Raw genomic sequence first — 20,478 nt, 5'->3', positions numbered from 1 at the left:
GTCACCATCCTTGTCTAGGGTCGAACACCGCCTGCTGCTGCTGGGGTGTGTCTGCGGTCAGGTCGTCGTCCCACTGCTCGGCACGGAGCCATGATGCGGGGTAGGGGACGTAGGTCAGCTCTAGGCCTGTCGCCTTGACGTGCTCCCAGTAGGTGCGCGTCTTTGCCATGAGGTCGTCGTGGGGGATGATCTTCAACGCGGCCTTGTATGCCTTGGCTGCGTCTCCCTTGGCTTTCTTCTTCCCCCAGATGGCCCACCAGTCAGGGAACAGATCAGGGACCTTTGCGCTCGCTTGCGATGCGCTTATATATGTCTCTGTCTCTGTCTCTGTCTCTGCATTGCTTGCAGCATTGCTACGTGCATTGCGTGGAGCAGTGCTCTTGGCATCCTTCGACCAGCGAGCCTCAGCGCGCTCTCTCGCTGACCTGCGCCGACCGTCAACATCGGCCTTCGTCTCCTGGAAATCGCCGTACCCGTACAGGATCAGCGACCCGTCATCACATCGCGTGACAGAAGGGTTCTCGGGGTCGTTCGATGCCAGCTCGTCTACTACAGGCATTGCGTAGCGCATTGCTACACGCATCGGGATCACGCCATCGGTGAGGTACTTGCGCGAGTAGACCAGCATCTCCAAGTGCGCCACGATGGCATCCGACGAGAGGCCTGCAACCTTCGGGTGGTCGAAGTAGTCGAGTGCGAGGCGGGCGAACAGTTGCCCCTTAAGCTTCGCCATGGTCCTCCTTGTCAATTAGTGGCGGTGTCACGAACGTCTCGCCCGCGTATTCGGTGACGTGCACGGGGTACGGTGCGTGGTTAGCTTCGATCCATTCGAGCTTCCGTGCCGTCTCGACGGCGGCGCGGGTGATTGCTTCCATCTGCTCGAACGACGGCTGCATGTCGTCCTCAGTGATGCCCACGTCCGAGTACATGCGTTCCATGAACTCGATGTACGGTGCGGGCCGGAAACCAGGAACACGCGAGAACGGGCGGCGTTTACGGGCCATCAGCGAGCCTCCTCGGTCAGGTCGTATTCGGCGTACGGGCTGGGCGTCTCGACTGGCGAATTATTGAGCGTGTCGGTCACACCATCGTTGTAGCCTTCCGCCCACGCCTCGGCTTGTGCCTTGCGGATGCTCGGGAGGACAGCTGCGGTGACCTCTTCGACCAGCGGCCCGTCCGACGCATCGGTGAAGTCCTCGTCGGTCATCGTCTTGTAGAGCCACGCCTCCCAGACCCTGGTGCATTGCAGGGCCTCCCCGTCGGACAGGGCCTGCCGGACGGCCTCGGCCACCTGCTCGGTCAGTGCTGCGTCGGTGGTCATGGGGTGTCCTCTCCAATGTCGCGGGCCAGTGCGCAGATGATTTCCACAGCCTGCTTGCGGGTAATCTCGATGGGCCGCAGTGCCGTGCTCTTGCCGACCGTGGCGAGCATGTAGCCGTCACGGTCGAATCCCCAGAAGTAGATGGGTGCGCTCATGGTGTGTCCTCTCGAATTGTGTGGATGGTGATTCCGGGTGTGTCGCCGTAGCGTTTGCGTGCGGTGGGGATGAACTGCCCCGAATCGTCGCGGTCGCGGACCAAGGACTCGCCCATGTGGCGGTGGCAAGGGCGGCAGCGGGGCGAGTAGTGCGACTGGTCGACGGAGTAGGCGACGACCGAGCCGCGCACGTTCTCGCGCATCTCGTCGGGGTCGTTACCGCTGTATGACCATTCGTGCGCTGGGTTTCCGCACGTGACGCAGGCATGCTTGGATGCGCGTCCCCGGTCGTAGAACAACCGCTTGTGCATGCCCGCATAGCTGGGCACGTCGAGCCGGTTTCTGCCGGGGTGGCGCGGACCCACGATGAGCGGGTCACCGCTCGCCTTCCACCGCTGGTAGTGCTTCGTGCAGTAGATGTACCCGTGCTTGGGCTTCTCACACTCGTCTACCGCGCAGCGTGGCTTTGGTGCGGGCACAGGCCGGACGTGCTCGGGGTCGCCGTGGGTGCGCCAGCGCTTCCAGTGCATCTTGCACCAACCGCGCCCCTGTGCATGCCGCCCGCAGTCGGCGATGGAGCAGGTCTCCCATGAAGCCTTCACCTGCAGCGGGTCGCCATGCTTGCGCCATCTGATGTAGTGCTTATTGCAGTAGCCGCGTGCCAGCTTCCCGCCGTTTTCGCATCCGTTGATACTGCAGGACATGCGACCTCCTTAGATGGGTTTGGGGTGGTAGTCCACGAGCGTGATAGTTGCGCGGATCGTCCGTGCGGGCATGTGCTTGTCGATGCCTGCGTGGTAGAGCCAGGGACCGGATACATGGTGGTAGTCGTCTTCATCAAGCACGCCCATGTTCACGAGTTCATCGACCATGGCCTTGAACGTGTCGGTGAGGTTTACAGGGTCGTATGCGCCACGTGTGCGTTTCTCGATGCCGACCCAGATAGTGGCTTTACCGACCGGGTAACGATCCTTCGCGGCTTCACGGGTGAGGGCCTTCATGCCGTCCTTCACCTTCTGCCGCTTCCAGACCTGCGCGGTGCGGTTGTTGCTGATCGCCAACTCCATCGGGACCAGCATCGAGAACTGCTGCCTCAACACTTCCTCCCATCAATCACGGCGATGATGTAGCGGGGGTGGATTGCTACACCGGCTCGCGCGGCGGTTTCTGCGATACGGCGGACACGTGCCAGAGTCGAGTTGTCCATTGGGTTCGCCTCCTTTTGGGCATGAGAAAAGGCACCCCATGTCGGGATGCCTTAAGTGGTCAGAGAGGAACTGTTACTAGCGTCGAGCCATAGTCACACTTCCAGGGCGTGGAGTATGTCTGCGAATCCGTCATGCAGTGCCGGGTCGTTCGACGTGTCGATGTTGTCCAGCACGTCCCGCACGGACTGGATGCGTGCCTTCATGTACTCGATCTGCAACCCGCGCGTCTCGGACTGTGCTTCCAGGCGAGTGATACGGGTACGCAGGTGCTCGGTGTCGGCGGGCCACACGTCAGGGGTGATGTTCACTGGTTCACGTCCTCGGGGTGGTGGGTGTCGCGGTAGAGGCGTGCGGCACGTGCGGTGTAGGCGTTCGATCCCTGGTCGTGAGGCTCCATGTCGCGGGCCAGCGCGCGGGACTCTGCCGCCAGCCCGTCGAGCGCATCCCTAGCGGCGTCACGCTTGACACGGGCGTCATGCGCGGCGAGCCATTCCCGCGCCGCGTGCATGGACACCACCCAGTCTGCGTAGTCGGGCGGGTAGGAAGTTCCCCCGTCTTCCGCTAGGGATAGTTCCCCCTTCGTAAGTTCGGATGCGTACTCGTGGAATCCTGTTTCGATCTCGTCCCAGGTTGCGGGGCGTGAGGGCTTCTGGTCACTCATTTTCAACCTCCTGTAGATGCTTCTCGTAGTCGTCGCGCCAGTCCGTGTCGCATCCCCCGCCTGCTGATGCTTGGGAGAAGTATTCGTATTGCCCGCATGAGCAGTACACGGTGATTTCTGCGGGCTGCTCCATGCTCCCAGGATAGTAGGTAGGAATCGGATAATGGTCATTGATGCGTGCGCCGAAGCCATCAAAGGGCATGTCGTCTCCGTTCATTGGGCGTAAGGAAAAGCGCCACCGGTTGGTGACGCTTGCTGGGTGCGCGGCCGGACTTGAACCGGCTCGCCTGCCTGTCGCGCGGGTGGTGCGGGGTTAAGCTGGAATAGCGTGGCGACTATTCCGGGTTACCCATCGGTCAGAACGGCGGATCAGTGAGTCCGTAGCCCTGCTGCCGGCCCTGTCCCGGCTGTGTAGCCTGGGGCCATCCCTGCTGTGCGAATCCCTGCTGTTCGGGCTGCTGCGGGGCGTACTGCGGGTTGAACTGCTCGCCCTGGGGAGACGGCGAGGCGGCACCGGCACGCGGCGGGATGGGCACCACGCCGACCGTGTTCGTGGTCGTCTCCGTCCACTGCTTCTGCTCACCCGCGTTGTTCGTGTATGCCCGCGACTTCTGCGTACCCGCCACGGTGACAACCTGTCCCTTGGTGAGCGGCGCGGACTCGGCGAGCCGACCGAACAGCGTCACGTTATGGAACGTCACGCCGCTGTCCTCCCACTCCTGCGTCTGCCGGTTCTGCGCCCGAAAGTTCTCGGCAACGCTGAACGATGCGCGGGGCTTTCCGTCGTTTCCGTACTTGATCTCTGCGTCTGCGGTGATACGGCCTTCAAAGCTGATCTGAGCCAAAGTGTTTCTCCTGTGTGTTGGGGTGTGATGCGGGGGTGGAGCGGGTCAGGCTGTGAGGTGCTTACGGATGATGGCCGCAGCTTCCTCGATATCGCGCAGGGTCAGGTCGGGGCTACTGCTGTCCCCGAGGCTTCCCCGCGCGAACTGGTTCCATTCGGCAAGCGACCGGATGGGGGTCAGGTCGGCCTCGGTGGTGTCCTCGAATGGGATCGGGCATGAGCATCCCGAGTCGGAAGCACGGAACAGTGCGCCGTCCTTCCGGCGATACACCTCGGTCTGGTCGTATTCCCAGGACTCGTATCGCCATTCGACCGAGGCGATGGTCTCGTAATCGTTGGGCCAGCTCACGTGTTCTCCTGTGTTTCGGTGGGTGCTGCTGCCTGGATGGCGGCGAGTTCGTTGGGTGACGCGCCTGCCTGCTGTCGTTCCCGGTAGTAGGCGTGCGCGTCGGCCAGCGTGTTGAACGCGGGGATCGGTGGGGGCTGCTCGGTGGGGAGGATCTCCACGGGGAACTCCCGCTTCTTGCCGCGAGTCACGGAAAGCTTTGCCGTGAACCGTTGCGGGAGGTGGGAGACAGCGGTGACGACGATGCCCCCAACGGCCTTGCCGCCGTAGACGATCGTGGGGTCGGCGGTGAGCTGCACGCGGCGACCAGGCCAGTCCGTATCGTCGTCTCCCCACGCGATGGCGAGTAGGCGCAGGTTGGTTGCGTTCGCCTTAAACGGCTTCCCCGGCTGCTCCACCATGTGGATGGCGACGCGCGGCTGGCCCTTCTCGTCTCGGTAGTCCTCGGTCCGCTCAATGGTGAGAACGGCGGGGCCTGACAGGAAGGACTCGTAGTTGAGTTGGTCGCTGCGTGGCTGGATAGCTGCTCGAATGTCAGCCAAAGGTGATCACTTCCTCTGTGTCGAACGGGTCGAAATGCTCGGTGGGGTGGTTGCCTGCCGTTGTGTCTCCGTACGCCTGGATGAGGGCGCGGATGGCATCCTCTGCCAGATGTGCGGCTTCGGTGATTGCGTCGTCCCATTCCGTGTCCCGGTGCACGCGCTTAACGAAGGGCGACATGCCGGGCGCGTAGGACATGAAATCCCACCAGTCGGCGTCGAATACGAGCATGTTTCCGTGGATCTGGGGAAGGTAGATCCTCGGCACGTTCTGGTCGAGGGTGGTGCGGAAGTGGGTGAGCGGCTTGGGGCACTTGATTTCGAGGCCCCCTAGCTCATCGACTAGACCGTCTGGCGATCCGCCGAACGAGTACCCGTCCTGATCGATGCGACCGAATCCAACCTCGGTGACGGGCGCTCTGCGTTCGGCGTACACCTCTCGCGCTGAGGGTTCGAGTGCGGTCCCTCTTGCCATGTCGAACGTGGGGCGCATGGTTTCGACCCGTCCGGTGATGCGTTCGAGGGCTAGGGTTTCGATCAGCGTGCGTGACGTGTCGTTGTTGGCGACCTTGCCTGTCGAGGTGAGCAGCTTCCCAACGGTGCTAGCGGTGACGATTCCTGCTCGCGCTTGAATCCACTCGCTTGACCCTTGCTCAAGCTCGGGGAAGATGGTTAGCGTCATCGGCGTTGTCTCCTAGCGATTTCGAGGGCGTGGGTGAAGGCTTCGGCTTGGGTTGCGTAGAGTTCCCGCATGGTGCAGGTGGGGAAGGACACGTACCAGAAGCCGTAGCCGCGCGACTTGCACACGAACGGTTTCCAGTCGTCGCGGGTCATGATTCGTACACCTGTGCGGTGATGTGCACACCGTCGTACTTCACGGTGGCGACGGTGATGTCTAGTTCGTTGGTTTCCCAGTAGAGGGATTCGGAGATGAGTTCGGCGGTTTCGGAGTCGCCGTCGAACAGGAACGAGATCGCGTTGCCCTCCGTGTAGATGAACACGGCGCGGGGTTCGGGGAGCTGGTAGTCGGTGAGGAACTGGGTGATGACTTCGGCGTATCCGGTGAACGTGCGCGTGGGGGTCATGTCAGTTGTCCTTTCCAGTGGCGCGGACGCCACGAGAGGCGAGGTGGTCGGCCAGGGCGATGACTTCCTGTGCCGTCAGTGGTCCCCCTATTGCGGTGGGGTCCATGCGGTCCAGCACCTCTGCCAACTCCTCGGCTCCTTCGGGGCGGGACGGGGGCGAGGTGAGAGCGGCGAGGAGAACCTTGGTAGCAGTGCGTGCGCGGGAGATGTGCGACCCGTGAACGGGGAGGGAGTCGGCCACGATGCCCCGGATTGCCTCGGCCCCGCGAACGACCATCTCGTCGGTAATGTCGTCGGCGGTGAGGGGGCGGGGGTTCTTCTGCAGGCGGGCGATCGTCTTGATCTGCTCGGAGTGCATGGCGCGGTACTCGTCCCGCTCGGCCTCGATCGCCTCGATTGCCCGCTGATCTTCCTCTGCGTTACGGGACTGGTTCTCGATCTGCTTAGCCTGCCGCGCGATCTGCTCGTTGCGTCGTCGGAGAATGCGGTCTTGCTCGGCGATGTGGTCGACTAGTGCTTCCCGGTTTCGTTCCTGGTTGTCCATGTCAGTTGCTCCTGTATTCGAGTCCGTCTTGGGTGATGTAAATGTGCTTGCGTGCGCGGTCATGACTACTCCTTAACGGTCGGGTCGATCAGGCGGGCGGCGAGATAGTTGGCGAGCGCTTCGTTGTCCGCGCCTTCGCCCTCCGCCTCGGCCTGGCGGATCAGCGCCTGCAGTTCCTCGGCACCCTCGGGGCGGGACGGGGGCGGGGTGAGAGCGGCGCGCATGGCCTCGCGCATGGCGTCTCGTGGTGCCCAGACCGTCTTGGCGCGGTCCCACCGTGCAAGCGCACGGTCTGCCATCGCCTCGAACTCACGGACCGGGATGTCGTCGGCGGTGAGGGGGCGGGGGTTCTCCTGCGCCTCGGGGCGTTCCTGTAGTGCACGCTGTAGTGCACCGTTGCTGGCCTGCAGTTCGCTGATCTGTCGGTTCTTGTCCTTCACGACGCGCTTGTGTGTGGCGATGAGGTTGGCGGATGCCTGCTGGATACCGGGGTCAAGAATTGCCATGTCATCTGCTCCTGTATTCGAGTCCGTTACGGGTGATGTAGATGTGTGCGCGCATCCGGTGGGTTCGTGTTGTCCACCGGTCGGCGTTGCATGCGATGAGGACCGCTATCTCGTTTACGCGGGATGTCATGCGGCGATCCACTTGGACAGGTGGCGGATCATGTCTGCGCACTGTGCGTTGGTCGCGCGACGTGACAGGAGAGTCGATGTGGCCATGTACGCGATGGGTGCCAGCTCGATACGCGCCCGCCACTTGTCCACGCGGTCGGAGGCGGTATCGCCCGTGGTGTCCGGGTAACTGATCAGCCGTCGCCTTCCGGTGACGTTGCCGAAACTGTGCCTTGCCACGGTTCACGCCGCCTTGGGCGCTGCGTAGTCGCGGCGAGAGAGGCCGTGGACGTTCACGCCGGGTGCCATGTCGCGGGGGATGCGCCCCAGGGGCACGTGTGCCCGCCTAGTCCCACGAGGGTTGATGTAGTCGGCCACGTGCTCCATTGCCAGTTCGAAGTCAAATCCGAAGATGTTGCAGAGTTCAATGGCGGCGTTCTCGCGCTCGATGCGGGTCGATACGTGCATGGTGGGCTTCTTTCGGTTGGTAACGGTGGCGGGGGACTGGTCAGCGGGCATTGCGGCGCGGCCAGGTGAAGTAGGCGATACCGGCGAGGAACCAGCCGACAGCGATGGATACGCAGGCGATACCTGCGAGAGTTTCGAGCGCGTAACTGGTCATGGGTCAGTCCTCCATGTGTCGGTCGAGCCACGCTTCGATGTGTGCGGGGCGGATGAGTCGTTTACTGCCCATGAGTGCGGAGGGCAGGAAATCAACGGGGTCGGTGGTGTGCAGGAGTTTCTGGACGGTGGAGCGGGACAGGCCGAGAGCGTCGGCTGCTTCCTGGACCGTGTATGCGTGCTTCGTGTCGTTCACTTGGCGGCTCCTGCGTTGCGTCGGCCCCAGGTGGGTCGGGGTGTTCCGTTGCGCATGGCGGCGAGTGCGGCGAATGCGCGCCGGTTCGAGAGGGCCATGTCTGCCGACCAGTTGTCGGGGCCGCGATGAGTGCGGGCGAGGCGGGCCTTCGAGTCAGTGATCATCTGTGCCTGCGTTTCGGGTGTTGCGGTGAAGTAGTCGCATGTGGTGTCCATGTGGTGCTCCTCGTGTCCGGATATCAGGAATCGTTGGGCAAAAAATATGCGCACCCCGCCTCGGTCTACCTCCGAGGATGGCCGGATTGAACGGCACGGGGCTTTGGTGTGTGTGGTGGCCGGTTCACTCCGGCGCGGCCCATGTAGTACGGGGACGCTCGCTCCATCACGTACGGGGTGATGGTCTCGGCAGTGTTATGGACTCGTGTGTCCGGCCCTAGCTGCAGGCCTGATCCCCTCGGCAGTCAAACGTCGTAGCGACTCCTAGCCGGGAGTGTCTTGCTATGTAGTTGAGAAGTACCTCTGCCACTCTTCCGTCTGGCTGGTGGGCCGTTCGTCCGGGGCGATAAGTACAAGCTACACGGTTTGGCGGACACTCTGACCGGAAATAAGGACTCTTGACCAGGGTTTTAACAAGCCTTGACCTTACTTACAAGTAGGCTATGCGTCCGCAAGTATGGACACTCTGACCGCATGGACGTACATTTGAGGCATGACCAGCATCGACCCACGCACCATCGCGCTAGGACAAGAGATACGCGCCGAGGCGGCAGCCCAGCGCGTCACCATCTCCGAGCTTGCATTCAAGGCCGGAGTGAACAGGTCCAGCCTCTACACGTGGCTGGACGGCAAAGCGAACTTCCCCATGGACGGGCTAGTTGCGGTCGCTGACGTTCTCCGCGTTGCCCCGCACGAGCTTCTGCGGCGCGGTGAAGATCGCGCACGCCGGGATGCCCAGCCGGTCGGATAGCACCCAGAGTTCCTGCACGGTCGCCGCCTCCCATGCGTGGGGGGCGGCGATTCTGTGTTTCGCGGGGTTGTCGGTCATTGGGTGGCCTCCTTGCCAGCGTTCGAATACATGTTCGAGCAGGGTATCGGGCGCGGCAGACACCTGCCCGGCGAAGCGGGTCACGGTCTGGGCACGAGCAGTGAACACTTGACACAAAAAGTTGGCACAAGAAGCCCCTTGACGCCGCTGTAACTGGGCGGCTACAGTATGAGTAACAAGCAAGCCACTACCGAAGGAAACAAAATGAACGCCTCGACCGCCACCCTCGTCCAGTCCCTCGCCAACGAGTACGCCGCAGTCGTCACCCGGCCCTGGGCCTCCCCGGAGTCGGAGGCCGAATCGCTGGCCGCCACCGCCTCGCTCGCCAACCTCGCCTCCACCCTCGGAATCGCCGGGGACGCGGAGCGGGAAATCGCCCACCTTCTCGACCTCCCCGCGTTCAGCTTCTGACCGCCACGGGCCGGGGCATCATCGCCCCGGCCCCAACCCGAAGGAGACCACCGCGGCCATGAACAGCAACCCAGCAGTGAGTGTCTACAGACAGTGCCAATGTGGGCATACGGCACTTGACCATCACGGGCTCGACCACAACCCTGTGCACGGCGGGTGCCACGGGGCGGGCAATGGCATTACCGCCCCCAAATGCCCCTGCGCCCACACGTGCGGAACCGTCCCCCATGACCAGCAGGCCACCCTTTTTGGGGTGAGCGCGTGACAATAGATGGCCCCCGCCCCGCCCGCACCAAGCGAACCACTACCGAAGGAGACGACATGAGCACCGACGACACCGAACTCACTGGGCAGGTCCGTGCCGCACAAGCCGAAGCGCTTCGGGACGCGGCGGACGCTATGGGCGCATGGGCTGATGAGCCGTACCTCGTGGCGGGCGACGCTTTCGATGAAGACACCTGGACCGAGCTGACGGTGGGCGAATGGCTCCGTGCCCGCGCCGACCAGATCGAGAAGGCCTAGTGACCCTGGATCACCTGCGCGCCGCTCAGGAAGCGCTAGACGTGGCCCAGGAGGCGCTACACGCCGCCACGGCGGGCCGGGACGCTACCGTGCAATCCGCGTACGCCGATGGCGTGCCAGTGCCGCAGATCGCCGCGACGCTTGGCGTGCACCGGCAGATCGTGTACCGCATCATCCGCCGCGCCTAGAGACGACAAAAGCGCCCCCACTCGATCCGGTGAAGGATCGAGCGGGGGCATGAGTCGTGCGCGTCAGGTCGTGAGTTGGAGTCGTTCAGCGACACCATCGAGCGCGTCACGGAGCTGCTGTTGATCATGGTGCATGTACGTACGGGACGACAGGATCGAGCTGTGCCCCATGAGTGCGACGATGATCTGCGTGTCGACCTTCAACGCGAGAAGGATTGACGCGGTCGCATGGCGCATCTCGTGGCCGTGATAGGGCCTGCCTGACGGGTGCGCGACGCCAGCCACCGCCTGCAGGTCGTGGAATGCTCGGAGGTCGTCGCCTTTCTCGCGCACACCGCCACCGGGTGCGGGCCACACAAGGCCGTACGGCGAGTACGGGGCGACCATGCGCCATTCCCTCAGTGCCGCCACGAGCCACGGCACAAGGGGCACCAGGCGCGTCCCGGACTTGGTCTTAGGCCGCACCCAGTGCCAGCGCCCCTGAATCTGCCGGTACTCGTAGCCGTCCGGAACGCGGAAGTGGGGCGAGTGGCAGGACGCCGCACGCTTCTTCCCGCACGTCGGCTTCTCGGGATCGTCGGAGCAGCCGTGTTCGTTGACGAGTTCCTGCTGCTGCCAGGCCACGTCGATGACGCCATGGTCGAGGTCTACGCGGTCCCAAGTAAGCCCGAGCGCCTCGCCTTGACGGATGCCGTTCAGTAGCGCGGCGACCCAGCGGGAACGGTACGGGTCGGCTTCGGATGCTTTCAGGATTCGCAACGCCTGGTCGACGGGGATCGCGGCCCGGTCGGATACGCCCTTCGCGGGCGGGGGCACGAGGAACACGCGGTGCGGGATCGAGTACCCCTCGATCACTGCGGCCTTCATCGCGGCGGTGAGCACTTCGCGGGCGCGCTTGATCGTCGCCTGTCCCGGCGCGGGCTTCCCTGGCTTGCCCTTGCGGATCGTCGCGTCGACCTTGCGGAGGTCGGCGGGGGACAGGTCCGAGAGTCTGCGCTCACCGATAGCCGGGACGATCCAGCGCCTCGCCGCCGATGCGTCGTCCGTGTACGTCTTCGGGGCAACCCTGGTTTTGCGGATGGGGAGCCATAGGTCCAGCCACCGCTTAACGTTCATCTTCTGGTCGATGCTCGACTCCGCGTCGGCCTTCCGCTGATCCCGGACCGCCTTGTTGAGCGCGGCACGGCACTGGTCTTCGGTCTTCGCCGAGACGGTGCGGAACCTTGCCCCACCGCTCGCCGTATACCCGTCCCTGTACCTGCCGATCCACCTGCCATCCGCCCGCTCGAACACGGTCCCGGTGCCGTGCTGCCGACGCTTCTTTTCCTTGGCCATGACGCCTCCTTCTCCGTGTCCGTGAGTGTACTAGTTTGTGTACGAGTTGATGTGTACTGACTTGTACTCACACAACCCGGACGGTGCAGGTCAGGGGCGTTTCCGGTCTGGCCTATAGGGGCGACCCTCTTGTTTACACCCAGGAGGTCGGGGGTTCGAGCCCCTCACGACCCACCCTTCTTCCCACCCGTTCAGCGGGTGAGGTAATACGCGAGCACGAGCACGCACGGGATCAGCAGCACCGCGCAGCCCCAGACCGTCGCCGTGCGCTTGTCCTGGGACTTCTGCTCGTCCGTACGGGGCCTCTCGCCGGAGGGGAAGCCCGCCTCCCGCGCCTCGTCGCGCGCCTGGTTGCGCCGCGAGATCATGCGGTAGACGGCGACCCCGAGGATGACGACGAACGACAGGCCGAATGCGAGCAGGATCAGGGTGTCGATGATGCATCCTTCGAGCGGGGACAGGTGCCGGTGTGGACAGGGTCTCATGACCTCGGGCGGTTCCCTGGACTGTTCCTATACTGAACGGACCCCCGCGCGGTGGGTCAGGCCTTTCCGGTCCTGATCAGAGCCCCGCGACCGGCACCGATCGAAGGAGGAGCCGCGAAGGTGAGTGCACCGAGCAGACCGTTCGACGTCGAGGCGATCCGGGCGGATTTCCCGATCCTGGACCGCATGATGGATCCGGACACCCCGATGATCTACCTCGATGGCGGCGCCACGTCGCAGCGGCCGCGCCAGGTGATCGACGCCGAGGTCGCCTACCTCACCCGCGACAACGCGGCCGTCAAGCGCGGCGCCCACCGCATGGCAGCGGCCGCGACCGACGCCTATGAAGGGTCACGGAAGCGGGTCGCGGACTTCCTCGGTGCCCCCAGTGCCGAGGAGATCGTGTTCACGAAGAACGCCACCGAGGCCCTGAACCTGGTCGCCTACTGCCTCGGGAACGGCGATGCCTCGACCCCGGCCCATCTGCGGGTGCGCGAGGGCGACGAGATCCTGGTGACAGAGATGGAGCACCACGCCAATCTGGTGCCGTGGCAGGAGCTCGCCCGACGCACCGGTGCGACCCTGCGCTGGATCCCGATGGCGGAGGACTTCACCCTCGATCTCACGGATCTGGACTCGCTGATCACGGAGCGCACCAAGGTCGTCGCGTTCACCCACCAGTCAAATGTGCTGGGCACCATCAATCCCGTGTCCCGTCTGGTCGAGGCGGCCCGCGCAGTCGGCGCGCTCACCGTGCTCGATGCCGCGCAGTCCGTCCCGCACATGCCCGTCGATGTCGCCTCGCTCGGCGTCGACTTCGTGGCGCTGTCGGGGCACAAGATGCTCGGCCCCACCGGCATCGGCGTGCTCTGGGGTCGCTATGAGCACCTTGCAGCCCTGCCCCCGTTCCTCACGGGAGGCTCCATGATCGAGGTCGTCCACCTCGACCATTCGACCTACGCGGAACCTCCTGCCCGCTTCGAGGCAGGGACGCCGCCGATCAGTCAGGCCGTCGGCCTCGCCGCCGCCTGCGACTACCTCGACGCGCTCGGCATGGAGAACGTCGCCGAGCACGAACGGGTGCTCACCGACCAGGCGCTGCGCGGTCTCGCGGACCTGGACGGGGTGCGCGTCTTCGGTCCGGCCGCGGGGCCGGGCCGCGCCGGGGCCGTCTCCTTCGAGCTGGAAGGCCGCCACCCGCACGATGTCGGGCAGGTCCTCGACTCCTTGGGGATCCAGGCGCGAGTGGGCCATCACTGCGCCTGGCCCCTGCATCGCCGCTTCGCGCTCCACGGCACCACCCGCGCGAGCTTCTCCGTCCACACCACCACCGCGGAGGTCGAGGCGTTCGTCACCGGCGTCGCCCGCACCGCCGAGTTCTTCGGATCCCTGTCATGAACACGTCACTGAACTCCCTGTACACCGAACTCGTCATCGAGCACGACAAGCGCCCGCTGCACGCTGGGCTGCGCGAGCCGTTCGACGCCGAGGTCCACCACGTCAATCCCACCTGCGGTGACGAGATCACGTTGCGCCTCCACCTCTCCGGAGCCAGCGAGCAGCGGCGTATCGAGGACGTCTCCTACGAGGCGATCGGCTGCGCCATGAGCCGCGCCGCCGCGTCGATCATGGCGGATCTCCTCCTCGGGAGGACGGTCGCCGAGATGGATCCGGTGCGTGAGCATTTCGAAGCTGCGATGGGGTCGCGCGGCACGATCGACGGGGACGAGGAGCTGATCGGTGATGGCGTCGCGCTGCTCGGCGCCGCGAAGTTCCCAGCCCGAGTGAAATGCGTGCTCATGCCCTGGAAGGCATACCAGGCGGCCCTGGTCGAGATCCAGACCCTGGGGGAGTGATGAGCGAGCACGCGGCCCTGAGCGTCGGGTCCGTCATCGGGACCCTCGAAGAGGCCTACCCTCTGGACTGGGCCGAGGACTGGGACCGTGTGGGAATGGTGCTGGGGGAGCGTTCGGCTGCCGTGCGCCGTGTGCTCCTGGCGGTCGATCCGACGCTCGAGGTAGCGCGCGAAGCCGTGGATCGCGGCGCCGAACTGCTGGTCACCCATCACCCGCTGCTGCTGCGAGGGGCCAACTTCCTGCCCGCCGACCAGGGCAAGGGCGCGGTGGTCACCACTCTGCTGCGCGCCGGCGTCGCGCTGTGGTGCGGTCACACGAATGTGGACCGTTCCACCCGGGGGACCGTCGGTGCGTGGATCTCCGCTCTCGACCTGCAGGACGCCCGGCCGCTCGTGCCCGGGCGCGAGACGGACAGCGGCGCCCACGGCTCGCGTCTGTTCGGCCTCGGCGCGGTCGGGACCCTTGCGCGGCCGACGACCGTCGGCGCCCTCACCGCGGCGATCGCCGGCACCGTCCCGCACACCGCCCGCGGGATCCTCCACACCGGACCTGCGGATCGCCCGGTGCGAACCCTCGCGGTGTGCCCGGGCGCGGGTGACTCCTTCCTCCAGGAGGCGGCTGCCGCCAGTGTGGACGCCTACATCACCTCGGATCTGCGCCACCATCCCGCGCTCGAGCACGTGGAGGCCGCTGCGGACCCTGCCGGGGCGCCCGCGCTGATCGACGTCCCGCATGCGGCGAGCGAAGCACTCTGGCTCCCGGCGGCCCGAGATCTGCTCACCGAGACCGTGCCCGGCCTCGAGGTGCTGCTCAGCGAGCACACCACCGACCCCTGGAGCGGCCGCGCGGACTGAGCCGGCTCAGGCGACCCGGTCGACGATCACCAGACGGTCCGCGTCCAGCTCGACCAGCAGGCCCTCCCCGAAGGCGGCCCGGACGACATCGACGACCTCATCGGCCGACGTCGGCGTCCGCTCGGCGTCCAGAAGCGCCCGCGCCACCAGCCCGCGATACCGTTTCGCATCGTGCGAGATCACCTTCCGCACCCCGCCGCGCTCCTGGACCGGAGAGACCTCGAGGACGCGCACACTCTCCGAGCTGGCCATCGCCATCATCGAACGGTAGGAGCCGGAGCGACAGTCGATCACGACGGGGGAGTCGCCGTCGGCCTGCTCGGTGCGCAGCTGCGCGGAGATCGGACGGAGGCGCGGTGTCCACCAGGAGCCGGCCCTCCCGAGGCGGGAGAGGGTGGAACCGGCCGAGAGCCGGTAGGCGGGGATCCGGTCGCTCCCGGCATCGACGAGGCCGAACAGGGCGCTCTGGACCAGCACTCTGCGATCCGGGGCCGGCGAGTGGGACGCCTCGAGCTGGTCGTACAGCACCCCGGAGTACACGGCCAGCGGAGGTGCTGTCGGCTCGTCGTCCAGCTGTGCCATACGCGCCACGAGCTCGGGAGCGGAGGCCGGGACGCCGAGCTTCGCCGCGGCGTCCTTCACAGTCGCGGTGCGCTGGGCCGCGCGCAGGATCGTGCGTCGTGCCCCGGCCAGCTGTGGAAGCCCAAGGGACTCGACGTCCAGGGCGCGCGCGCCGAACTGGGAGGGTCGGGTCTTGGTCTCCGAGGGCGGCAGCAGCATCAGCACCTGCCCATTATCGGATGCGAGCCTTCCGCGCACCGGGAGCGTCCCGCGAGACCTTCCGCACGTCAGACAGCCGCGCGGACCCTCAGCAGTGGTGGGTACGGGCAGGTGTCGGCGTAGAATCCGTGGCGGACCAGTCGGCCGGGCAGCCGCGTCCTCGGGGCTCACGCTCCGGGGCCGAGGAAAGTCCGGGCTCCATCCGGCACGGTGGTGGGTAACGCCCACCCGGAGTGATCCGCGGGACAGTGCCACAGAAAGCAGACCGCCGCCCGTACCCCTCGGGGCACGGTCGGTAAGGGTGAAAGGGTGGTGTAAGAGACCACCGCGGCCTCGGTGACGAGGTCGGCACGGTAAACCCCACCGGGAGCAAGGTCAGACAGGGAACGTTAGAGGGCGCCGGCCCGAGTTCCCGGGTAGACCGCTGGAGATCGTCGGCAACGGCGATACGAGATGGATGGCTGCCGATCACAGAACCCGGCTTACAGGCCGGCTGGTCCCTTACCCCGCAGCGCGTGACGTCACGCGCTGCGGGGTGTTCGGTCAGAGAGGGGCGAATCAGTTCTTGGACGCCTTCGACGTCGTCGATGCCGTCTTCTTGGCCGCCGCCGCCGGCTTCTTCGCGGAACCGGGCTTGCTCGTGGACGCCGGCTTCTTCGCGGAAGCGGATTTCGTGGTGGGCGCCGACTTCGTCGCCGAGGGGGACGTTGTGGTGGACGCCGACGCAGATGTTGTGGTCGACGCCGCCCTCGTGGACGGCGCAGCCTTCTTCGCGGGTGCGGACTTCTTGGCGCTCGTGCCGGCTGCGGCCGAGGTGGTCTTTGTCCGCGCCGTGGAGGCGGAGGCCGTCGCCCCACCGGATGACGTCTTGGAGGCAGGCTTCTTCGTCGCAGGTGCCTTCTTCGCATCCGGCTTTGGGGCAGGCGTCGACGAGGCGTCGCCGGAAGGAGCCGTCGCGCGCTGGGCCAGTGCCGCGGCGCCGACGATACCGGCTTCGTTCCGCAGTCCCGCAGGCACGATCGGCGTGTGCAGATCCAGACGGGGCAGGAACTTCTCATGCTCCTTGGAGATCCCGCCGCCGACGATGATGAGGTCGGGGCTGAACAGGAACTCCACCAGGGAGAAGTACTTCTGCAGACGCTTGGACCACTTCTTCCACGACAGCTCTTCACGCTCGCGCACGGACGAGGCCATGTACTTCTCGGCGGAATCTCCCTTGAGGGGGAGGTGTCCCAGCTCGGCGTTCGGCACGAGCTTCCCGTCGACGAACATCCCGCTGCCGACACCGGTGCCGAGCGTGATCACGAGCACCACGCCCTTGCGCCCCTGCCCGGCGCCGAAATCCATCTCGGCGATACCGGCTGCATCGGCATCGTTGACGACGAACACGTCGTGCCCGGTGCGCTCGGTGAGCAGTGCGTCCACATCGGTGCCGATCCAGGAGCTGTCGACGTTGGCCGCGGTCTTCGCGACCCCGTGCTGGATGACCGCCGGGAAGGTGACGCCCACGGGAGTCCCGCGCGGGATGTCGAACGAGGCGACCAGGTCACGCACGGCGTCTGCCACCGCATCGGGGGTCGACGGCTGGGGGGTGCGGATGCGCACTCGTTCCGCAGTGAGCTGACCGGTGGTGAGGTCGACAGGGGCGCCCTTGATGCCGCTGCCGCCGATGTCGATCCCGAAAGCGATCGGGGTCTTCGCCTTGCTCATCGCGTCTCCTGGTTCCGAAGGGTCGGGCAGGAAATGCCGCCCGGAGGTCGCCGCGCCCTGGCAGAGCGCACGGTGCAATCACGATACCCGGCCCGGGACCGGGCCTCTTCTCGTTCTCAGCACTCTCAGCACTCTCAGCACTCAGCACTCAGCACTCAGCACTCAGCACTCAGCACTCAGACGATGGTGAGCAGTTCGGGGCCCTCCGCAGTGATCAGCATCGTGTGCTCGAACTGGGCGGTGAAGGAACGATCCTTGGTGACCACGGTCCAGCCGTCGTCCCACTGCTCCGACGCCTGCGAGCCGATCGTGACCATCGGTTCGATCGTGAAGGTCATGCCCTCGGTGATCACATCGTCGAACATGGGCGCCGAGTCGTAGTGAGGGATGATCAGGCCGTTGTGGAATCCCTCTGCGACCCCGTGCCCCGTGTAGTCGCGCACCGATTCGTAGCCATGACGGGCCACGAACTTCTCGATCACACGGCCGATGACGTTGACCTCGCGGCCCGGTTTGGCGGCGCGGATGCCGCGCATCATCGCCTCGTGGGAGCGGTCGATCAGCTGCTGTGCGTGCAGGTCGACCTCGCCGACCGCGAAGGTGGCATTGGTGTCGCCATGGACGCCGTGCAGGAATGCGGTGACATCGACGTTGAGGATGTCACCGGACTGCATGACGGTGGAATCCGGGATGCCGTGGCAGATGACTTCGTTCAGGCTCGTGCAGCAGGACTTCTCGAAGCCGAGGTAGCCGAGCGTGGACGGATAGGCGCCGTGCTGGATCAGCACCTCATGGACCACCGCGTCGATGTGATCGGTGGTCACGCCGGGTTCGGCGGCTTCCCCGGCGGCCTGCAGGGCGAGTGCTGCGACGCGGCTCGCCTCGCGCACCCGCTCGATGACGTCGGCGGTCTGCACCCGGGGCCCGGAGTCGGAGACGGCCTCGTCCTTGCCGACGTACTCGGGGCGTTCGATTCGCGCGGGCACCGCGCGAGGTGGGCCGATCGTGCCGGGAACCAGCACTTCACGGCCTTCTGGACGGGTCCACACCTGCTCTACAGTCATACCTACCAGTCTCTCATCGACGTGGAAGGAGATCGACGTGACCGAGGGCACGGAGTTCTATTACAACCTCAGCACCGGCAGAGTGGAGGAGGGTCGCCAGTCGCCCGTCAACGACCTGATGGGGCCGTACTCGACGCCGGAGCAGGCGCAGCAGGCGCTCACGATTGCGGCCGACCGCAATGAGAAGTGGGAGCAGGAGGACGACGCCTGGGAGGGCGACGGCGACGCGTCAGCTCCGGCTGACTGATTCCGCTGATCCTCCCTGTACGCAGCCGCTCCGGTGACCGACTCGGTCACCGGAGCGGCCGTGCGAGGGGAGGGTGCCCTCACTCGAAGGAGTGCTCCGGACCCGGGTACGTGCGCTCAGTCACCTCGGCGCGGTACTGCTCGGCTGCACGCGTGAGATCGCCACGCATATCCGCGAAATTCTTGACGAACTTCCCGTGGAAGCCGGAGAGCCCCGCCATGTCCTGCCACACCAGCACCTGACCGTCGCAGGACGGGCCGGCACCGACTCCGATCGTCGGCACGTGGAGGACCTCGGTGATGCGAGCGGCGACCTGGGCCGGGACCAGCTCGAGCACGATCGCCGAGGCGCCCGCGTCCTGGATCGCCAGGGCGTTCTCGGCCAGCTCGTCCGCGGCCGCGGCATCGCGACCCTGGACTCGGTGCCCGGAGAGCGAGTTCACGGACTGCGGGGTGAATCCGAGGTGCCCCATCACAGGGATCCCGGCATTGACCAGCGCACGGATCTGCGGGACGAGCGCGTGCCCGCCCTCGAGCTTGACCAGTTCGGCGCCCGCACGGACCAGCTCGACGGCGTGGTTCACCGCGTCCAGCGGCCCGGTCTCATACGTGCCGAACGCGAGATCGGCGACGATCAGGGGGCGGTGCACGCTGCGGGCGACGGCGCCGGTGAAAGTGAGCATGTCCTGATGCGTGGTCCCGGTCGTCGTGGCGTGTCCGAGCACCGTGGTGCCGACGGAGTCCCCGATCAGGAGCACCTCGATCCCAGCAGCCTCGAAAGCCTTGGCCGAGTACTGGTCGTATGCGGTGAGCATCGAGAACGGTCGCCCGCGCTCCTTGGCGTCCTGCAGGTGGCGAATTCGGATCTTGGCCGGGCCGACGGATGCGGTGCCGGAAGGGGTGCTCACGATGTGCTCCTGGACGGGATGGAGGAAGGGTGGTGTGCCGTCCGCCGTCGCGCCCCACGGGCGCAGCTGGTCGAGACGGGGCGTCCTGCGTCCCCACAGCCTATCGGCGGGGCCGATCGAACCGGTACCCCGGGTCTCGCGCCCCCGTCGGGCCGGCGCAGGAGCGCGTGGGACGAATGGGGAGTCCTCCCCATGTCGGCCACGGACGGATTATGGAACTCTTATGATTCGTCGGTATCAATGCCGTCATCACGAGGGAGGACACGATCATGACGTCGATCATGCGCAGGACAGTACGGGGAGCGGCTACGGGGCTGGGAGCCCTCGCGATCGTCGCGGGCGCCTCGGCCTGCGGAGGCCTTCTCGGGGGAGAGGACGAGGGCGGCGACGGCACGGTCACCGAAGAGGACCAGCCTGCTGAGGAGGAAGGTGACGCCCCGGACGCTGAGGAGGAAGGTGACGCCCCGGACGCTGAGGAGGAGGGTGACGCTCCTGCCGCTGAGGAGGAGGGTGACGACGCCGCTGCCTCCGAAGGTGAGGAAGGCGCTGCCGGCGGTGAGCTCTCCGAGGACGATCTGACGGCGGGATCCGAGCGCTTCGTCGAGTTCATGCAGGTGCTCGACGATGACGCCGCGGGAGCCTGCGAGATGATCTTCGATCCAACGACCGGAGGCGCGCCCAGCAAGTCCTTCGTTGAGACCTGCGCACCGGGTCTGGAAGCTGGCTTCGAGGGCCAAGGGATCGAGCTCCAGCCGGGCATGTTCGACACGATCGATGCCTCCATGATCGAGCTGACGGACAACGGCGATGGTTCCGCTGCGGTCACGATGGCCGGCCAGTCGGTCAACATGGGCATGGTCAAGGCCGACGACGGCGAATGGTACGTCCAAGCCAACATGTGATCAGGCTCCGGTCGACCGCTCCGCGCCCTGACGTCCACC

The 20,478-nt window shown here is 65.7% G+C and carries 36 protein-coding genes, 1 other RNA gene and 1 pseudogene; 10 read left to right on the top strand and 28 right to left on the bottom strand.

The window, feature by feature from the left end; all coding sequences use genetic code 11:
• Position 1: 1 nt before the first annotated feature.
• From INT51_RS07735 to INT51_RS07635, 21 genes are all read right to left on the bottom strand, one after another.
• Entirely contained in the window at positions 2 to 733 is a 732-nt protein-coding gene (locus INT51_RS07735; protein WP_193104672.1) for a hypothetical protein, read from the bottom strand.
• Positions 720 to 1,004 carry a hypothetical protein gene (locus tag INT51_RS07730; RefSeq protein WP_193104670.1) on the bottom strand — a complete coding sequence of 95 codons (285 nt, stop codon included), beginning with the start codon at positions 1,002 to 1,004 and terminating at the stop codon, positions 720 to 722. Before INT51_RS07730 ends, INT51_RS07735 begins: the two co-directional genes overlap by 14 nt.
• The gene (locus INT51_RS07725; RefSeq protein ID WP_193104668.1) at positions 1,004 to 1,321 is read right to left on the bottom strand and encodes a hypothetical protein; all 318 of its coding nucleotides are present in this window, start codon (positions 1,319 to 1,321) and stop codon (positions 1,004 to 1,006) included. The genes INT51_RS07730 and INT51_RS07725 overlap by 1 nt, the downstream gene beginning before the upstream one ends.
• Complete coding sequence (locus INT51_RS07720; protein ID WP_193104666.1) at positions 1,318 to 1,476, bottom strand: hypothetical protein; 159 nt, start codon at positions 1,474 to 1,476, stop codon at positions 1,318 to 1,320. Before INT51_RS07720 ends, INT51_RS07725 begins: the two co-directional genes overlap by 4 nt.
• Positions 1,473 to 2,180 (bottom strand): hypothetical protein, encoded by a 708-nt coding sequence (locus INT51_RS07715; protein WP_193104665.1) that lies wholly within the window; start codon positions 2,178 to 2,180, stop codon positions 1,473 to 1,475. Before INT51_RS07715 ends, INT51_RS07720 begins: the two co-directional genes overlap by 4 nt.
• Positions 2,181 to 2,189: 9 nt before the next feature.
• Positions 2,190 to 2,543, bottom strand: coding sequence for a hypothetical protein (locus tag INT51_RS07710; protein ID WP_193104664.1), 354 nt, complete (start codon positions 2,541 to 2,543; stop codon positions 2,190 to 2,192).
• A gap of 233 nt (positions 2,544 to 2,776) precedes the next feature.
• Positions 2,777 to 2,992, bottom strand: coding sequence for a hypothetical protein (locus INT51_RS07705; RefSeq protein ID WP_193104663.1), 216 nt, complete (start codon positions 2,990 to 2,992; stop codon positions 2,777 to 2,779).
• Entirely contained in the window at positions 2,989 to 3,201 is a 213-nt protein-coding gene (locus INT51_RS07700; protein ID WP_193104662.1) for a hypothetical protein, read from the bottom strand. Before INT51_RS07700 ends, INT51_RS07705 begins: the two co-directional genes overlap by 4 nt.
• A 136-nt stretch (positions 3,202 to 3,337) precedes the next feature.
• The gene (locus INT51_RS07695; RefSeq protein WP_193104661.1) at positions 3,338 to 3,547 is read right to left on the bottom strand and encodes a hypothetical protein; all 210 of its coding nucleotides are present in this window, start codon (positions 3,545 to 3,547) and stop codon (positions 3,338 to 3,340) included.
• 154 nt (positions 3,548 to 3,701) lie between these two features.
• Complete coding sequence (locus INT51_RS07690) at positions 3,702 to 4,190, bottom strand: single-stranded DNA-binding protein (RefSeq protein WP_193104660.1); 489 nt, start codon at positions 4,188 to 4,190, stop codon at positions 3,702 to 3,704.
• Between the two features lie 45 nt (positions 4,191 to 4,235).
• Positions 4,236 to 4,538 carry a hypothetical protein gene (locus INT51_RS07685; protein ID WP_193104659.1) on the bottom strand — a complete coding sequence of 101 codons (303 nt, stop codon included), beginning with the start codon at positions 4,536 to 4,538 and terminating at the stop codon, positions 4,236 to 4,238.
• On the bottom strand, positions 4,535 to 5,077 hold the full coding sequence (locus INT51_RS07680) for a hypothetical protein (protein ID WP_193104658.1): 543 nt from the start codon (positions 5,075 to 5,077) through the stop codon (positions 4,535 to 4,537). The genes INT51_RS07685 and INT51_RS07680 overlap by 4 nt, the downstream gene beginning before the upstream one ends.
• Positions 5,070 to 5,756: a lambda exonuclease family protein gene (locus INT51_RS07675; protein ID WP_193104657.1), complete on the bottom strand. Its 687-nt coding sequence runs from the start codon at positions 5,754 to 5,756 to the stop codon at positions 5,070 to 5,072. The genes INT51_RS07680 and INT51_RS07675 overlap by 8 nt, the downstream gene beginning before the upstream one ends.
• Positions 5,753 to 5,908: a hypothetical protein gene (locus INT51_RS07670; RefSeq protein WP_193104655.1), complete on the bottom strand. Its 156-nt coding sequence runs from the start codon at positions 5,906 to 5,908 to the stop codon at positions 5,753 to 5,755. Before INT51_RS07670 ends, INT51_RS07675 begins: the two co-directional genes overlap by 4 nt.
• The gene (locus tag INT51_RS07665) at positions 5,905 to 6,159 is read right to left on the bottom strand and encodes a hypothetical protein (protein ID WP_193104653.1); all 255 of its coding nucleotides are present in this window, start codon (positions 6,157 to 6,159) and stop codon (positions 5,905 to 5,907) included. The genes INT51_RS07670 and INT51_RS07665 overlap by 4 nt, the downstream gene beginning before the upstream one ends.
• Before the next feature lies 1 nt (position 6,160).
• Complete coding sequence (locus tag INT51_RS07660) at positions 6,161 to 6,766, bottom strand: hypothetical protein (RefSeq protein ID WP_193104652.1); 606 nt, start codon at positions 6,764 to 6,766, stop codon at positions 6,161 to 6,163.
• 2 nt (positions 6,767 to 6,768) lie between these two features.
• Complete coding sequence (locus INT51_RS07655) at positions 6,769 to 7,209, bottom strand: hypothetical protein (RefSeq protein WP_193104650.1); 441 nt, start codon at positions 7,207 to 7,209, stop codon at positions 6,769 to 6,771.
• A gap of 126 nt (positions 7,210 to 7,335) precedes the next feature.
• Entirely contained in the window at positions 7,336 to 7,557 is a 222-nt protein-coding gene (locus INT51_RS07650) for a hypothetical protein (RefSeq protein ID WP_193104648.1), read from the bottom strand.
• 3 nt (positions 7,558 to 7,560) lie between these two features.
• Positions 7,561 to 7,785, bottom strand: a complete 225-nt coding sequence (locus INT51_RS07645; protein WP_193104647.1) for a hypothetical protein — start codon at positions 7,783 to 7,785, stop codon at positions 7,561 to 7,563.
• Between the two features lie 157 nt (positions 7,786 to 7,942).
• Positions 7,943 to 8,134: a helix-turn-helix domain-containing protein gene (locus tag INT51_RS07640; protein WP_193104645.1), complete on the bottom strand. Its 192-nt coding sequence runs from the start codon at positions 8,132 to 8,134 to the stop codon at positions 7,943 to 7,945.
• Positions 8,131 to 8,349, bottom strand: a complete 219-nt coding sequence (locus tag INT51_RS07635) for a hypothetical protein (protein WP_193104643.1) — start codon at positions 8,347 to 8,349, stop codon at positions 8,131 to 8,133. Before INT51_RS07635 ends, INT51_RS07640 begins: the two co-directional genes overlap by 4 nt.
• A 493-nt stretch (positions 8,350 to 8,842) precedes the next feature.
• Here INT51_RS07635 and INT51_RS22830 point away from each other — a divergent pair.
• A pseudogene (locus INT51_RS22830) lies at positions 8,843 to 8,995 on the top strand (hypothetical protein); the annotation flags it as partial.
• Between the two features lie 9 nt (positions 8,996 to 9,004).
• Here the strand turns inward: INT51_RS22830 and INT51_RS22140 are convergent.
• A complete protein-coding gene (locus INT51_RS22140; protein WP_226832123.1) occupies positions 9,005 to 9,178 on the bottom strand; it encodes a hypothetical protein in 174 nt (57 codons plus the stop codon).
• A gap of 204 nt (positions 9,179 to 9,382) precedes the next feature.
• Between INT51_RS22140 and INT51_RS07625 the strand changes: the two genes are divergently transcribed.
• The 3 genes from INT51_RS07625 (at position 9,383) to INT51_RS07615 (ending at position 10,299) form a co-directional block, all read left to right on the top strand.
• Positions 9,383 to 9,589: a hypothetical protein gene (locus INT51_RS07625; protein WP_193104639.1), complete on the top strand. Its 207-nt coding sequence runs from the start codon at positions 9,383 to 9,385 to the stop codon at positions 9,587 to 9,589.
• Positions 9,590 to 9,910: 321 nt separating this feature from the next.
• Entirely contained in the window at positions 9,911 to 10,111 is a 201-nt protein-coding gene (locus INT51_RS07620; protein WP_193104638.1) for a hypothetical protein, read from the top strand.
• Positions 10,111 to 10,299, top strand: a complete 189-nt coding sequence (locus INT51_RS07615) for a helix-turn-helix domain-containing protein (RefSeq protein ID WP_193104636.1) — start codon at positions 10,111 to 10,113, stop codon at positions 10,297 to 10,299. Before INT51_RS07620 ends, INT51_RS07615 begins: the two co-directional genes overlap by 1 nt.
• Positions 10,300 to 10,362: 63 nt before the next feature.
• Here the strand turns inward: INT51_RS07615 and xerC are convergent, their stop codons facing one another.
• Positions 10,363 to 11,634, bottom strand: coding sequence for a tyrosine recombinase XerC (xerC, locus tag INT51_RS07610; protein WP_193104634.1), 1,272 nt, complete (start codon positions 11,632 to 11,634; stop codon positions 10,363 to 10,365).
• A gap of 191 nt (positions 11,635 to 11,825) precedes the next feature.
• Complete coding sequence (locus INT51_RS07605; protein ID WP_193104633.1) at positions 11,826 to 12,119, bottom strand: hypothetical protein; 294 nt, start codon at positions 12,117 to 12,119, stop codon at positions 11,826 to 11,828.
• A gap of 120 nt (positions 12,120 to 12,239) precedes the next feature.
• Between INT51_RS07605 and INT51_RS07600 the strand changes: the two genes are divergently transcribed.
• From INT51_RS07600 to INT51_RS07590, 3 genes are read left to right on the top strand one after another with little or no spacing between them, the layout of a single operon-like run.
• The gene (locus tag INT51_RS07600; RefSeq protein WP_193104631.1) at positions 12,240 to 13,517 is read left to right on the top strand and encodes an aminotransferase class V-fold PLP-dependent enzyme; all 1,278 of its coding nucleotides are present in this window, start codon (positions 12,240 to 12,242) and stop codon (positions 13,515 to 13,517) included.
• The gene (gene sufU / locus INT51_RS07595; RefSeq protein ID WP_193104629.1) at positions 13,514 to 13,975 is read left to right on the top strand and encodes a Fe-S cluster assembly sulfur transfer protein SufU; all 462 of its coding nucleotides are present in this window, start codon (positions 13,514 to 13,516) and stop codon (positions 13,973 to 13,975) included. The genes INT51_RS07600 and sufU overlap by 4 nt, the downstream gene beginning before the upstream one ends.
• Complete coding sequence (locus INT51_RS07590; protein ID WP_193104627.1) at positions 13,975 to 14,829, top strand: Nif3-like dinuclear metal center hexameric protein; 855 nt, start codon at positions 13,975 to 13,977, stop codon at positions 14,827 to 14,829. The genes sufU and INT51_RS07590 overlap by 1 nt, the downstream gene beginning before the upstream one ends.
• Before the next feature lie 6 nt (positions 14,830 to 14,835).
• Here the strand turns inward: INT51_RS07590 and INT51_RS07585 are convergent, their stop codons facing one another.
• Complete coding sequence (locus INT51_RS07585) at positions 14,836 to 15,609, bottom strand: YaaA family protein (RefSeq protein WP_226832117.1); 774 nt, start codon at positions 15,607 to 15,609, stop codon at positions 14,836 to 14,838.
• Positions 15,610 to 15,745: 136 nt separating this feature from the next.
• Here INT51_RS07585 and rnpB point away from each other — a divergent pair.
• An RNA gene (rnpB, locus tag INT51_RS07580) (RNase P RNA component class A) lies at positions 15,746 to 16,110 on the top strand.
• A gap of 57 nt (positions 16,111 to 16,167) precedes the next feature.
• Here rnpB and ppgK read toward each other — a convergent pair.
• A complete protein-coding gene (gene ppgK / locus INT51_RS22135) occupies positions 16,168 to 17,319 on the bottom strand; it encodes a polyphosphate--glucose phosphotransferase (RefSeq protein WP_193104623.1) in 1,152 nt (383 codons plus the stop codon).
• A 176-nt stretch (positions 17,320 to 17,495) separates the two neighbouring features.
• Positions 17,496 to 18,383: a type I methionyl aminopeptidase gene (gene map / locus INT51_RS07570; protein ID WP_193104621.1), complete on the bottom strand. Its 888-nt coding sequence runs from the start codon at positions 18,381 to 18,383 to the stop codon at positions 17,496 to 17,498.
• A gap of 37 nt (positions 18,384 to 18,420) precedes the next feature.
• Between map and INT51_RS07565 the strand changes: the two genes are divergently transcribed.
• On the top strand, positions 18,421 to 18,630 hold the full coding sequence (locus INT51_RS07565; protein ID WP_193104619.1) for an SPOR domain-containing protein: 210 nt from the start codon (positions 18,421 to 18,423) through the stop codon (positions 18,628 to 18,630).
• A 79-nt stretch (positions 18,631 to 18,709) separates the two neighbouring features.
• On the opposite strand, the gene panB is transcribed toward INT51_RS07565, so the two are convergent.
• Entirely contained in the window at positions 18,710 to 19,537 is an 828-nt protein-coding gene (gene panB, locus INT51_RS07560) for a 3-methyl-2-oxobutanoate hydroxymethyltransferase (protein ID WP_193104617.1), read from the bottom strand.
• 269 nt (positions 19,538 to 19,806) lie between these two features.
• On the opposite strand from panB, the gene INT51_RS07555 reads away from it, so the two are divergent.
• Positions 19,807 to 20,439: a hypothetical protein gene (locus INT51_RS07555; RefSeq protein WP_193104615.1), complete on the top strand. Its 633-nt coding sequence runs from the start codon at positions 19,807 to 19,809 to the stop codon at positions 20,437 to 20,439.
• The last annotated feature ends 39 nt before the right edge of the window (positions 20,440 to 20,478 follow it).

This window comes from Brachybacterium sp. FME24 (genome assembly GCF_014897705.1).
Lineage (GTDB): Bacteria > Actinomycetota > Actinomycetes > Actinomycetales > Dermabacteraceae > Brachybacterium.
This window is presented reverse-complemented; position numbering and strand designations above follow the sequence as displayed.

Excerpts from the sequence above, each read along its gene's own strand:
- INT51_RS22140 (WP_226832123.1), bottom strand. The coding sequence starts at position 9,178 with ATGACCGACAACCCCGCGAAACACAGAATCGCCGCCCCCCACGCATGG.
- INT51_RS07655 (WP_193104650.1), bottom strand. The coding sequence starts at position 7,209 with ATGGCAATTCTTGACCCCGGTATCCAGCAGGCATCCGCCAACCTCATC.
- INT51_RS07585 (WP_226832117.1), bottom strand. The coding sequence starts at position 15,609 with ATGCTGCTGCCGCCCTCGGAGACCAAGACCCGACCCTCCCAGTTCGGC.
- INT51_RS07605 (WP_193104633.1), bottom strand. The coding sequence starts at position 12,119 with ATGAGACCCTGTCCACACCGGCACCTGTCCCCGCTCGAAGGATGCATC.
- map (WP_193104621.1), bottom strand. The coding sequence starts at position 18,383 with ATGACTGTAGAGCAGGTGTGGACCCGTCCAGAAGGCCGTGAAGTGCTG.
- INT51_RS07660 (WP_193104652.1), bottom strand. The coding sequence starts at position 6,766 with ATGACCGCGCACGCAAGCACATTTACATCACCCAAGACGGACTCGAAT.
- INT51_RS07695 (WP_193104661.1), bottom strand. The coding sequence starts at position 3,547 with ATGCCCTTTGATGGCTTCGGCGCACGCATCAATGACCATTATCCGATT.
- INT51_RS07590 (WP_193104627.1), top strand. The coding sequence starts at position 13,975 with ATGAGCGAGCACGCGGCCCTGAGCGTCGGGTCCGTCATCGGGACCCTC.
- INT51_RS07670 (WP_193104655.1), bottom strand. The coding sequence starts at position 5,908 with ATGACCCGCGACGACTGGAAACCGTTCGTGTGCAAGTCGCGCGGCTAC.
- INT51_RS07625 (WP_193104639.1), top strand. The coding sequence starts at position 9,383 with ATGAACGCCTCGACCGCCACCCTCGTCCAGTCCCTCGCCAACGAGTAC.
- INT51_RS07730 (WP_193104670.1), bottom strand. The coding sequence starts at position 1,004 with ATGGCCCGTAAACGCCGCCCGTTCTCGCGTGTTCCTGGTTTCCGGCCC.
- INT51_RS07645 (WP_193104647.1), bottom strand. The coding sequence starts at position 7,785 with ATGCACGTATCGACCCGCATCGAGCGCGAGAACGCCGCCATTGAACTC.
- sufU (WP_193104629.1), top strand. The coding sequence starts at position 13,514 with ATGAACACGTCACTGAACTCCCTGTACACCGAACTCGTCATCGAGCAC.
- INT51_RS07665 (WP_193104653.1), bottom strand. The coding sequence starts at position 6,159 with ATGACCCCCACGCGCACGTTCACCGGATACGCCGAAGTCATCACCCAG.
- INT51_RS07710 (WP_193104664.1), bottom strand. The coding sequence starts at position 2,543 with ATGGAGTTGGCGATCAGCAACAACCGCACCGCGCAGGTCTGGAAGCGG.
- INT51_RS07675 (WP_193104657.1), bottom strand. The coding sequence starts at position 5,756 with ATGACGCTAACCATCTTCCCCGAGCTTGAGCAAGGGTCAAGCGAGTGG.
- INT51_RS07620 (WP_193104638.1), top strand. The coding sequence starts at position 9,911 with ATGAGCACCGACGACACCGAACTCACTGGGCAGGTCCGTGCCGCACAA.
- INT51_RS07720 (WP_193104666.1), bottom strand. The coding sequence starts at position 1,476 with ATGAGCGCACCCATCTACTTCTGGGGATTCGACCGTGACGGCTACATG.
- ppgK (WP_193104623.1), bottom strand. The coding sequence starts at position 17,319 with ATGAGCAAGGCGAAGACCCCGATCGCTTTCGGGATCGACATCGGCGGC.
- INT51_RS07715 (WP_193104665.1), bottom strand. The coding sequence starts at position 2,180 with ATGTCCTGCAGTATCAACGGATGCGAAAACGGCGGGAAGCTGGCACGC.
- INT51_RS07635 (WP_193104643.1), bottom strand. The coding sequence starts at position 8,349 with ATGGACACCACATGCGACTACTTCACCGCAACACCCGAAACGCAGGCA.
- INT51_RS07555 (WP_193104615.1), top strand. The coding sequence starts at position 19,807 with ATGACGTCGATCATGCGCAGGACAGTACGGGGAGCGGCTACGGGGCTG.
- INT51_RS07725 (WP_193104668.1), bottom strand. The coding sequence starts at position 1,321 with ATGACCACCGACGCAGCACTGACCGAGCAGGTGGCCGAGGCCGTCCGG.
- xerC (WP_193104634.1), bottom strand. The coding sequence starts at position 11,634 with ATGGCCAAGGAAAAGAAGCGTCGGCAGCACGGCACCGGGACCGTGTTC.
- INT51_RS07735 (WP_193104672.1), bottom strand. The coding sequence starts at position 733 with ATGGCGAAGCTTAAGGGGCAACTGTTCGCCCGCCTCGCACTCGACTAC.